The following is a 10599-nucleotide window of genomic DNA, read 5'->3' as shown; positions in this document are numbered from 1 at the left end:
ACCGGCAGGACGCCGGTTTAGCCGCGACGGGCCAGGGACGGGCCGTCGCGGCGGCCCGCTTCGCGGTGCCGGAGTGAGGGCACGCCGAGCCTAGGCGAGGCGCCGACAGGCGGGGCAGAGCGTTTTGCTTACTTTTGCGCTGTTCAAAAGTGAGCCGCTGTAAGAGCGGAACCGTAAGCGGCCGTTACCGCAGGAATGGATATACACCCCACTCTCCAAAAAACCACCGCCCTACACTGAAAACCTAGCCACCATGGTATTGAGATCCACCGCCAACCGCGACAACTCCTGACTCGCCGCACTGGTCTGGTTCGCCCCCGCCGACGTCTGCTGCGCCAAATCACGAATATTCATCAAATTGCGATCCACCTCGCGCGCCACCGCCGCCTGTTCTTCCGAGGCACTGGCGATCACTAGGTTGCGCTCATTGATCAACGTAAACGCCGAAGCAATCGCCTCCAGCGCCGTACCCGCCGACTTGGCAATATCCAACGTCGAACGCGCCCGAGTGTTGCTCTGCTGCATGGAGCTCACAGCCTGATCAGTACCCTGCTGAATCCCACTGATCATCTGCTCGATTTCCTGCGTCGACTGCTGCGTGCGATGGGCCAACGCCCGCACCTCATCCGCCACCACCGCAAACCCGCGCCCCGCATCCCCGGCCCGCGCCGCTTCAATGGCGGCATTCAACGCAAGCAAATTGGTCTGCTCGGCAATCGAGCGAATCACATCCAGCACCTTGCTGATGCCATAAACCTTCTGCGCCAGGTCCTCCACCTGAGTCGCGTTGGCCGTCACATCATCAGCCAGGGACTCAATCGATAACACCGTCTGATGCACCTGCTCACGGCCATGCTGCGCGATACGATCAGACTCACGGGACGCCTGTGAAGTGGCCACCGCATTGCTCGCCACCTCCTCCACCGCCGCCGTCATCTGATTCACCGCAGTGGCCGCCTGCTCAATTTCCTGACTCTGCTGATGCAACCCACGGGTCGCGTCTTCCGTCACGCAACTGAGCTCTTCGGACGCCGACGCCAATTGGCTGGACGAATCGGAAATGCACCGAATGGTTTCCCGCAGGCTTTCCTGCATGCTTTTCAGCGCTTGCTGCAAACGCGCCGGCTCATCCTTGCCGCTGACGGCAATCACACCGGTGAGGTCGCCGCTGGCTACGCCCTGGGCGACTTTCAAAGACTGGGATAACGGCAGCACGATACTGCGGGTCAGCAGCAACGCCAGGCCAATGGTGATCAGCGCCGTCACGGCAATCATCCCGACCACCCAACTGCGCGACTGGGCGAACACACTTTGCGCCAGGCTAGCCGCCTGATTGGCACTGAGCTTGTTCAGCGTCACCAACTCCCGCAGGGTGCCAGACAACTCGTCGGCCAGCTGGTTCATCTCGCCGTTGACCACCTTGATTGCATCTTCCAGCTGATTGGCCCGGGAAAACGCCATCACCTGCTCCTGGCGTTGCAGGTAGCGCTCTTCCTCGGCCTTGAAACGATCGAACAGCACCCGCTCTTCAGGCAGCACGATCAACCCTTCATAGAGGGACTGAGCCTTGTGCAGACCGCTTTTCAGCTCGGTGATTTTCTGTTCATTCTGCGTGATCGCCTGCGGGTCGCGGTTAAGCAGCAGCCGTAACGTCAGGGCCCGCACCCGTAGCAGGTCCTGGTTCATCTCGCCGACCGCCATCACGCTGGGCAGCCAGTTGTTTTCCACCTGGTCCGACTGCTGGCGCATATTGCCCATCTGCAACAAGGCGAACCCGCCCAGCGCAAACACCATCAGCGCCAGCAACCCAAACCCCAGGCCGGCGCGAGGGGCGATGTTTAGACTTCTGATATTCATGCTCGGAATCCTTCCAAATGTGCTGCATCAACCTGCAGCGGGCTCTTGAAAGGTATCGGCGGGTAAATGCTTTTGCGTAAGACGAAAACGCGATATCAAAACGCCTGATTGATCGACCCGCTCCGGCTGTAGCGATTCAGCGAACCCCATCACTTGGGCTTGGGCAGAATCGCCAGGAAATTGTCCCGCGCGACCTTTTTGGCCACGTCTTCAGGCAGTGCATCGAGGAACGGGTCGAAGCTGCGCATTTCCTTACCGAGCTTGTTGAAGCGTCCTACCACGTCTGAGCCAAGCATGAAGCGGTCCGGGAAGCGCTCCACCAGCTTTACCCACTCAGGGCGTGGCGTTCCCGTCTCATCCAGCAAGTACGGCGTGAGCACGCTCCAGGACAGGTCGACGTACAGGTTCGGGTAAGCCTCCAGCATGCGCGCCAGGGTCGGCAGCAAGAAATCCATCTGCGTCTGGTGCCGATGGATTTCCATGCTGCTGCCCGCGTGGGCCCAGATAAACCGGGTGTGCGGGTGATTGCGCAGCGGCTCTTCCATCTCCGCCAGGTACAACGGATTTTTCTCACGCTTGGAGGTGATGTTGGAATGCACCATCACCGGCAGATCGTTCTCCGCCGCCAGATGATAGATGCGGGTCATCGCCTCGTTGTTGGCCCTTGGAGTGTCACCAGAGGTGAGCGCGGTCAGGTCGTCGTGACGGGTGAAGACTTCGCCGATGCCTTGCCACAGCCCAGGATTGAGGTCGAGCATGCGCTGGATATGGGATGCGGCGTTTTTGTCGTTAGGGTTGAACCCGCTGAGGAACGGGTGAAAGCGCTGGCGTTGCTCCGGGGTCAGTTTATTGACCGCGTCGGCGACGAACACGTCGGTGGCGCTGTACCAATACGCGTCGGCATCGTCCCCGGCGTAATAGCGCGGACGCTTGGGTTCGTCTTCGTGCCATTTCTTGGCCACGGGAATGCCGGAAATCATCACATGCTCAATGCGATTATCGGCCATGGCCTTGAGCAACTTGTCCATGCCCGCCGACTCCTGGAAAAAGTCGACGTAATGCAGATGCGCATCGCTGTAGGCATATTCGCGGGCCTGCACCGCAAGGCTCGCGACGGCCAGCAACAGGGCAATACTCAGGCGGGTCCGGCGCACGGGGCCTCTCAAACAAGGGCTCATGAGGGTAGACCTCAGGTCGCACTCGAGGGTTCAGCGGTAAACAACAAGGAACACCAAGGTGCCAGCATGCTCTATAACTGCATAACCTTCTTCCTGCCACCCTGTGAGGTTTGCCATGCCTGTTACCGTGAACACGCTGAACGCCGAAAACTTTCGCCACAGCGTCAACATCAATAACCATGAGCTGTTTACCGACCTGCCCAAGAGCTTGGGCGGCGACGACTCGGCGCCCTCCCCCCACGATTACTTCGATGCCGCCCTGGCGTCGTGCAAGGCCCTGACCGTCAAGCTCTATGCGCAGAAAAAAGACATTCCGCTGACCGGCGTGACCGTGGAAGTCACCCATGACAGCACCGAAGAGCAAAAGGGCAAATACAAGCTCAACGTCAAACTCACCCTCAAGGGCGTACTCACCGACGAGCAACGCGATGAACTGCACCGCGTGGCGGACCGCTGCCCGGTGCACAAGCTGATGACCACGGCCGAAGTCACCATCGAGACCAAGCTCTCGGAAGGCGCCTTCAGCCAGTAGCGGCAACCTCCCGTCGAGCGGGTTATGCTCAGTGGCATCTAACCCGCTCAGACTGGGACGCCCCATGACCACAACGACCATAATCCGCCCGCGCGCCGAAGACGTTGAAGGGCAACCGATCCTGCGCCCGCTGCCCTCCCGGCAATGCCGCAGCGTCGGGCCTTTCGTGTTCTTCGACCATATGTTGCAAACCCGCTATGCACCGGGCACCGGCATGAACATTCGCCAGCACCCGCATATCGGCCTCTCCACCCTGACCTACCTGTTTGAAGGCGAACTCCTGCACAAGGACAGCCTCGGCTCCGACCAAGTGGTCAAGGCCGGGGATGTCAGCTGGATGACAGCCGGCAGCGCCATTGCCCACGTTGAACGCAGCCCCGAAGCACTCAAGGCCAGCGGTTTCAGCCTGCACGGGCTGCAAGTGTGGCTGGCCTCACCCAAGGAGCATGAGCAAGGGCCGGGGCATTACAGCCATCACCCCGCCGCCAGCTTGCCGGTGAGTGACAACCTCGGCGTGCAGATTCGCCTGATTGCCGGCAGCGGCTTTTGCCTGGAGTCGCCGGTGCCGGTGTTGTCACCCACCCTGTATGCCGAGGTGCGGATGCAGACGGCTACCACGCTGCTGATCCCGGATGAGCATGCGGAACGGGCGGTGTATATGCTGGAGGGTGAGGCGCAGTTGGACGGTGAGGTGTTGGAGGTGCATAGCCTGGTGGTGTTGCCGGCAGGCGAAAGCTTGGCGCTGTTTGCCGAGACCGATTGCCACTTGGTTGTGTTCGGTGGCGCGGCGCTGGATGGGCCACGGCGGATTAACTGGAATTTTGTGGCGAGTGATCCAGCGTTGATCGAGCAGGCTCGGCAACGTTGGACGGCCGGGGATTGGCCGACGGTGCCGGGGGAAAGTGAGCGGATTGAGTTGCCTGGAGGCAAGGCTTAAGCGTTTTATTGCCTATTAAATAGCCTTCGCGAGCAAGCCCGCTCCCACATTTCGACCGCGTTCCTTCAGGAAGTACACGGTCAAAATGTGGGAGCGGGCTTGCTCGCGAAGGGGCCAGCTCAGGCAACCGAGCTATCAGCCCTTGAACACTTCATCCAGCAAGTTATGCATCGACTGGAAGGCCCGTGAAGCGGTCTTCGCGTCATACATCATCTTGCCCGGCACATTGGCGTGCGGGTCGGTAAACGAGTGCACCGCACCGCCGTAGCTCAGCAACTGCCAATCCACACCGGCCGCGTTCATTTCATCTTCAAACGCCGGCAGTTGCTCTTTCGGCACCAACGGGTCGGAAGCACCATGCAACACCAGCACTGAACCCTTGATGTTTTTCGCATCAGCCGGGTTCGGTGTGTCGAGGCTGCCATGGAACGAAACGGCGGCTTTCAATGGCGCACCAGTCCGCGCCAGCTCCAGGGAGCAGCAACCACCGAAGCAGAAACCGAAGGTCGCCAGCTTCGAGGTATCCACGGCCGCTTCAGTCTGGGTTTTCAGGTGATCAAGCGCGACCTGCATGCGCTTGTTCAACAGCACCCGGTCATTCTTCAACGGCATCATCGCCGCACCCGCTTCATCGCTGTTCGAGGGGCGAAGCGTTTGCCCGTACAGGTCGGCAAGCAGCACCACGTAGCCCTTGCTGGCCACGCTCTTGGCGATCTCTTCAGCGCCGGCACTGACACCCATCCAGTTCGGCGCCATCAACAACCCTGGCAGCGGGCCCTTATGACTGGCATCAAATGCCAGGCGGCTTTCATAAGGCTGGCCATCAATCTGATAGACCACGGAACGCACGGTGATTTGGCTCATCATTTACTCCAGGTGAGAGGCTCTAGAACGAAAAAACCCGCCGAAGCGGGTTTTTCTACAACGGTGTTAAACCGACAGTTCAACCAACAGCTTGTTCAGTCGGCGCACATAAGCGGCCGGGTCTTTGAGGCTGTCACCGGCAGCCAGGGCTGCCTGGTCGAAGAGGATGTGCGACAGGTCGCCAAAACGCTCTTCGCTCTGCTCGCCATCGAGTTTCTCGATCAGCGGGTGAGCCGGGTTAAATTCAAAGATCGGTTTGGAATCCGGAACCTTCTGACCGCTGGCTTCCAGGATCTGACGCATCTGCATGCCCAGGTCCTGCTCGCCGATGGCCAAGATCGCCGGGGAATCAGTCAGACGGTGGGAAACCCGCACTTCGCTGACGGCATCGCCCAAGGCAGTCTTGATTCGTTCAACCAGGCCTTCTTTGGACTTGGCCACTTCTTCAGCGGCTTTCTTGTCTTCTTCGGAATCCAGGTTGCCCAGGTCCAGGTCGCCACGGGCGACGTCAACAAAGCTCTTGCCGTCGAAGTCGCTGAGGTAGCTCATCAGCCACTCGTCGATGCGGTCGGTGAGCAGCAGCACTTCGATGCCTTTCTTGCGGAAAACTTCCAGGTGCGGGCTGTTCTTGACCTGAGCGTAGGTTTCACCGGTCAGGTAGTAGATCTTGTCCTGACCTTCCTTGGCGCGAGCCAGGTATTCGGCCAGGGACACGTTCTGCTCGCCGTCGTCACCATTGGTGGATGCGAAACGCAGCAGGCCGGCGATTTTTTCCTTGTTGGCGAAATCTTCTGCCGGGCCTTCTTTCATGACCTGGCCGAAGTTTTTCCAGAAACCCTTGTATTGCTCAGGCTCGTTCTTCGCCAGCTTTTCCAGCATGTCGAGTACGCGCTTGGTCAGCGCCGACTTCATGGAATCGATGATCGGGTCTTTCTGCAGGATTTCCCGCGACACGTTCAGCGACAGATCATTGGAGTCGACCACGCCTTTGATAAAGCGCAGGTACAACGGCAGGAAGGATTCTGCCTGGTCCATCACGAACACGCGCTGCACATACAGCTTCAGGCCTTTCGGCGCTTCACGCTGGTACAGGTCGAACGGAGCACGGGCCGGTACGTAGAGCAGCGAGCTGTATTCCAGCTTGCCCTCGACCTTGTTGTGGCTCCAGCTCAGCGGGTTTTCGTAGTCGTGAGCGATGTGCTTGTAGAACTCCTGGTATTCCTCGTCTTTGACTTCGGTACGAGGACGAGTCCACAGGGCGCTGGCGCGGTTGACCACTTCCCATTCCTGGGCTGGGGCTTCTTCGCCCTCGGCCGCGGCTTGTTCTTTCGGCAACTCGATCGGCAGGGCGATGTGGTCGGAGTACTTCTTGATGATATTGCGCAGGCGCCAGCCATCGGCGAATTCGTCTTCACCGGACTTCAGGTGCAGGACGATGCGAGTACCACGGTCAGCCTTGTCGATGGTGGCGATTTCAAACTCGCCCTCGCCTTTGGAGGACCAATGCACGCCTTCACTGGCGGCAAGGCCAGCACGGCGGCTGAACACTTCAACCTGGTCGGCAACGATGAAGGCCGAGTAGAAGCCCACACCGAATTGGCCGATCAGGTGCGAATCTTTCTTCTGGTCGCCCGACAGGTTTTTCATGAAATCGGCGGTGCCGGATTTGGCGATGGTCCCCAGGTGGGTGATCGCATCGTCGCGGCTCATGCCGATACCGTTGTCTTCGAGGGTGACGGTTTTCGCGTCTTTGTCGAAGCTCACACGGATTTTCAGTTCCGCGCCGCCTTCCAGCAACTCAGGCTTGGACAAGGCTTCGAAACGTAATTTGTCGACAGCGTCAGAGGCGTTCGAGATCAATTCGCGAAGGAAAATTTCCTTATTGGAATACAGCGAATGGATCATGAGGTGCAGCAGTTGCTTCACCTCGGTCTGGAAGCCCAGGGTTTCCTTTTGAGTTTCCACACTCATGGTCATCAAACTCCAATTGGATGGCAGTGGCCGCGCCCTTGAGGGTTGGCGGCGGGTTGTCATCAAAGTTGGGGGCTAAGACCAGGATTTCAAGGGCGTGCCGGTTCCTCAATCTTGAAATGTGCACGGGCGGTGGCAATCGGTTCGGCCTGGGTGCTTTGCCACGCGGTAATCGCCACATTGGCCACCCGTCGGCCCTGGCGCCACACCTGGCATTTGGCGTAGGTGTCGCGAAACTGCCCGGCGCGCAGGTAATCCAGGGAGAAGTCGATGATTTTTGGGATGCCAGGCGCACCGGTAAATACCAGTAAATGCAAGGCTGCAGACAGCTCCATAAAGCCTGCAATCACCCCACCGTGAATCGCCGGCAATATGGGGTTACCAATGTTGTCCTTGTTGGCCGGCATGCGGAACAGCAATTCATCCCCCAGGCGCGTGCATTCGATGCCGATCAGCTTGGCGTAGGGAACCAAGTTGAGCAGCGCCTCATAGTTGCCGCGCTCGTGGGCTTGCTGCAGACGGGTCTTGAATTGATGTTTCATGCCTGTTCTCCCTTGATCGTATTGCCCAGGCCCTGGCTGCCCTTGAGGCGCTTGCCCATGCGCATGAACGTGCCCACCACATGGGCAATCGGTTGCTGCGGGTCATCCTGATACGCGAAGCCTCGGGTGAAGATCACGTCGGTGGTCACCCGGTAGCACTGGGCGAAACCGAATACCGGCTTGTGGGGTTCGGCCGGGTGCATGTAGTCGACGCGCAGGTCCAGGGTCGGGCAGACCTCAAACTCCGGCAGCACGCACAAGGTGGCCATGCCGCAGGCGGTGTCCATCAAGGACGTGAGGGCGCCGCCGTGGATCACCCCGGTCTGCGGGTCACCCACGATATGCGGACCATAGGGCAGCACCAGGGTCATGCCGTCTTCACTGGCGGCGTGGACCTGGATACCCAGTACTTGGCAGTGGCGCAAGGCTGAAACAAAGCGCGTGGCGCGGGCTAAAAGCGGATTTTCGGTCATTCGTTAAAGACTCTTATTAGTGTGAACCCGGCGGAGTAGACGTCCGGGGTGAAAGTTCCCTCGGGAAAACGCCTTATATATCTGTGAGATTTAAGGAACTAAGCGTTGGGCATAGGCTCGAAAGGCCAGTAGATATCTTCAATAAGGAGAAACACCCCATGCGTAAGACTTTAGCTATTTCCTTGATGTTGGCCGCTGCCCTCGGCCTCGCTGCCTGCGATAAAAAATCCGAGGACAAAGCTCAGGACGCCAACCAACATGCTGAACAAGCTCAAGAAAAAATGAGTGAAGCTCAGGATAAAGTGAACGACGCTGCAAAAGAAAACGCTGAAGCTGCCAAAGCCCAGCAGGAATCGAACAACGCAGCCGCAAAAGAAGCAGCACCTGCAACCGGTTCTTGAGTCTGACGACTTGAACACCGTGGCTTAAAAAGTCATGTTGCAAAAGAAAGCCCGCCAAGTGCGGGCTTTACTTTGTCTGCTGTTTTTATCAGAGCAACAAAGTGTGAAAGGTTGGACTAAGCATCAATAGTAATGAACAGGTAGCCATAAAAAATGCCCCGGATCGGTTGATACGGGGCATTCGGTTACAGCGTGTGACCAAGAGCTTTAAGCGATCGCTTCGCTGCGTTTGCCCAGCAGACGGTCGATAACCACGGCGACCACCAAGGTCATCACCGAAGGCACCAGCCACGCCAGGCCCTGCTCGCTCAACGGCAGGTGAGCCAGTTGCGATGGCATCCAGTCCGCCAGGCCCGCGCCCTTCAGCGCGTCAATGCAGCCAAAGATGAACGACACCAACATTACCGGGCCAACGATCCTGCCTTGCTCCTGCCAGAAGTCCTTACAGAAGCTCAGGGCCACCAGCACGATGCACGGCGGGTAGATCGCGGTCAGTACCGGGATCGAGAACGCAATCAGCTTGGTCAGGCCCAGGTTGGACACAAACAACGAGAACACCGCCAGGATCACCACCAGCGTCTTGTAGGACAGCGGCAGCACACGGCTGAAGTACTCGGCGCAGGCGCAGGTCAGGCCTACGGCGGTCACCAGGCATGCCAGGGAAATCAGCACGGCGAGGAAGCCGCTGCCCAGGGAACCGAAGGTGTGCTGAACGTAAGCGTGCAGCACGGCAGCGCCGTTAGCGGCACCGGTGGCCACTTCATGGCTGCCCGAACCCAGGCGGAACAGGCTGATGTACACCAGCGCCAGGCCCACGCCGGCAATCAACCCGGCAATGATCGCGTAACGGGTGATCAGCTTCGGCGACTCGACGCCACGGGAGCGAATCGCGTTGACGATCACAATGCCGAACACCAGGGCGCCGAGGGTATCCATGGTCAGGTAACCATTGATAAAGCCTTGGGAGAACGGTGCAGCCACGTATTCAGGGGTGGCGACACCCACATCACCGGCCGGCAAGGCAAAGGCGGCGATGCCCAAGACGGCCAGGGCGATGATCTTCAACGGCGCCAGGAAACGACCGACGGTATCCAGCAGACGGCCCGGGTACAGGGAGATGAAGAACACCAGCAGGAAGTACACCGAGCTGTAGAGGAACAGTGCCAGCGGGCTTTCACCGGTCAAAGGCGCCAGGCCCACTTCAAACGACACGGTTGCGGTACGCGGGGTGGCGAACAGCGGGCCAACTGCAAGGTAAGCAGCCGCTGCCAGCAAACCACCGGCGATCTTGCCGATTGGGCTGCTCAACGCGTCCATGCCGCCACCGACCTTGGCCAGGGCGATCACGGTGACCACCGGCAAACCGACCGCGGTGATCAGAAAGCCCAGCGCCGCCATCCAGACATGAGGCCCAGACTGCAAACCGACGATAGGCGGGAAGATGATGTTGCCGGCGCCCACGAACAGGGCAAAGGTCATAAAGCCCAACGCCAGGATGTCCTGGCTTTTCAACACTTTCATTTGAGGAAATACCACACTACTGAATCGGAATTTAGAGAGGGCTTCCCTATGGATGAGGGAAATACTGCCGGTCCTGATGGGGACCGACGGGTCTAGCGCGGGGCTTCCTTTTGGGATGCGCACGCATAAAGAGGCGGCTAGCCTAACGAATTTGCAGGTCAAACGCACTGTTGCGGGGCGAACTGTCCGATAAGCGACATTTTTATGTCGCGTTTTTATATTTAACCTTTGAAATACAATCGAATGTGGGAGCGGGCTTGCTCGCGAAAGCGGTGTATCGGCCACTCATGAGCTGACTGACACGCCGCTTTCGCGAGCAAGCC

The 10599-nt window shown here is 58.9% G+C and carries 10 protein-coding genes; 3 read left to right on the top strand and 7 right to left on the bottom strand.

Going from position 1 to position 10599, the window contains the following annotated elements:
- Positions 1-231: 231 nt before the first annotated feature.
- Together CEC48_RS29650 and CEC48_RS29645 are read right to left on the bottom strand one after the other, a co-directional pair.
- On the bottom strand, positions 232-1857 hold the full coding sequence (locus CEC48_RS29650; protein ID WP_088427067.1) for a methyl-accepting chemotaxis protein: 1626 nt from the start codon (positions 1855-1857) through the stop codon (positions 232-234).
- Between the two features lie 149 nt (positions 1858-2006).
- Positions 2007-3011, bottom strand: coding sequence for an amidohydrolase family protein (locus CEC48_RS29645; RefSeq protein ID WP_088427066.1), 1005 nt, complete (start codon positions 3009-3011; stop codon positions 2007-2009).
- 139 nt (positions 3012-3150) lie between these two features.
- Here CEC48_RS29645 and CEC48_RS29640 point away from each other — a divergent pair, with 139 nt between their 5' ends.
- Both CEC48_RS29640 and CEC48_RS29635 read left to right on the top strand, forming a co-directional pair.
- Complete coding sequence (locus tag CEC48_RS29640; protein ID WP_088427065.1) at positions 3151-3567, top strand: OsmC family protein; 417 nt, start codon at positions 3151-3153, stop codon at positions 3565-3567.
- 64 nt (positions 3568-3631) lie between these two features.
- Positions 3632-4504: a pirin family protein gene (locus CEC48_RS29635; protein ID WP_088427064.1), complete on the top strand. Its 873-nt coding sequence runs from the start codon at positions 3632-3634 to the stop codon at positions 4502-4504.
- 135 nt (positions 4505-4639) lie between these two features.
- Here the strand turns inward: CEC48_RS29635 and CEC48_RS29630 are convergent, their stop codons facing one another.
- The 4 genes from CEC48_RS29630 to CEC48_RS29615 all read right to left on the bottom strand — a co-directional run bounded on the left by CEC48_RS29630 (position 4640) and on the right by CEC48_RS29615 (position 8354).
- Positions 4640-5368, bottom strand: a complete 729-nt coding sequence (locus tag CEC48_RS29630) for a dienelactone hydrolase family protein (RefSeq protein WP_088427063.1) — start codon at positions 5366-5368, stop codon at positions 4640-4642.
- A gap of 66 nt (positions 5369-5434) precedes the next feature.
- Positions 5435-7339: a molecular chaperone HtpG gene (gene htpG, locus CEC48_RS29625; RefSeq protein WP_088427068.1), complete on the bottom strand. Its 1905-nt coding sequence runs from the start codon at positions 7337-7339 to the stop codon at positions 5435-5437.
- Positions 7340-7428: 89 nt separating this feature from the next.
- Positions 7429-7881 carry a PaaI family thioesterase gene (locus CEC48_RS29620; protein WP_088427062.1) on the bottom strand — a complete coding sequence of 151 codons (453 nt, stop codon included), beginning with the start codon at positions 7879-7881 and terminating at the stop codon, positions 7429-7431.
- A complete protein-coding gene (locus CEC48_RS29615; RefSeq protein ID WP_088427061.1) occupies positions 7878-8354 on the bottom strand; it encodes a PaaI family thioesterase in 477 nt (158 codons plus the stop codon). Before CEC48_RS29615 ends, CEC48_RS29620 begins: the two co-directional genes overlap by 4 nt.
- 158 nt (positions 8355-8512) lie before the next feature.
- On the opposite strand from CEC48_RS29615, the gene CEC48_RS29610 reads away from it, so the two are divergent.
- On the top strand, positions 8513-8755 hold the full coding sequence (locus tag CEC48_RS29610) for a hypothetical protein (protein WP_010166269.1): 243 nt from the start codon (positions 8513-8515) through the stop codon (positions 8753-8755).
- Positions 8756-8962: 207 nt separating this feature from the next.
- On the opposite strand, the gene brnQ is transcribed toward CEC48_RS29610, so the two are convergent.
- Complete coding sequence (gene brnQ / locus CEC48_RS29605; RefSeq protein WP_088427060.1) at positions 8963-10276, bottom strand: branched-chain amino acid transport system II carrier protein; 1314 nt, start codon at positions 10274-10276, stop codon at positions 8963-8965.
- Positions 10277-10599 lie beyond the last annotated feature (323 nt).

This window comes from Pseudomonas sp. K2I15, from assembly GCF_002204795.1.
In the GTDB taxonomy this organism is placed as follows: Bacteria; Pseudomonadota; Gammaproteobacteria; order Pseudomonadales; family Pseudomonadaceae; genus Aquipseudomonas.
This window is presented reverse-complemented; position numbering and strand designations above follow the sequence as displayed.

What these genes read in the sequence shown, in the direction of transcription:
- CEC48_RS29635 (WP_088427064.1), top strand. Translation starts at nt 3,632, where the DNA reads ATGACCACAACGACCATAATCCGCCCGCGCGCCGAAGACGTTGAAGGG.
- CEC48_RS29615 (WP_088427061.1), bottom strand. Translation starts at nt 8,354, where the DNA reads ATGACCGAAAATCCGCTTTTAGCCCGCGCCACGCGCTTTGTTTCAGCC.
- CEC48_RS29620 (WP_088427062.1), bottom strand. Translation starts at nt 7,881, where the DNA reads ATGAAACATCAATTCAAGACCCGTCTGCAGCAAGCCCACGAGCGCGGC.
- CEC48_RS29640 (WP_088427065.1), top strand. Translation starts at nt 3,151, where the DNA reads ATGCCTGTTACCGTGAACACGCTGAACGCCGAAAACTTTCGCCACAGC.
- CEC48_RS29610 (WP_010166269.1), top strand. Translation starts at nt 8,513, where the DNA reads ATGCGTAAGACTTTAGCTATTTCCTTGATGTTGGCCGCTGCCCTCGGC.
- htpG (WP_088427068.1), bottom strand. Translation starts at nt 7,339, where the DNA reads ATGAGTGTGGAAACTCAAAAGGAAACCCTGGGCTTCCAGACCGAGGTG.
- CEC48_RS29650 (WP_088427067.1), bottom strand. Translation starts at nt 1,857, where the DNA reads ATGAATATCAGAAGTCTAAACATCGCCCCTCGCGCCGGCCTGGGGTTT.
- CEC48_RS29630 (WP_088427063.1), bottom strand. Translation starts at nt 5,368, where the DNA reads ATGAGCCAAATCACCGTGCGTTCCGTGGTCTATCAGATTGATGGCCAG.
- brnQ (WP_088427060.1), bottom strand. Translation starts at nt 10,276, where the DNA reads ATGAAAGTGTTGAAAAGCCAGGACATCCTGGCGTTGGGCTTTATGACC.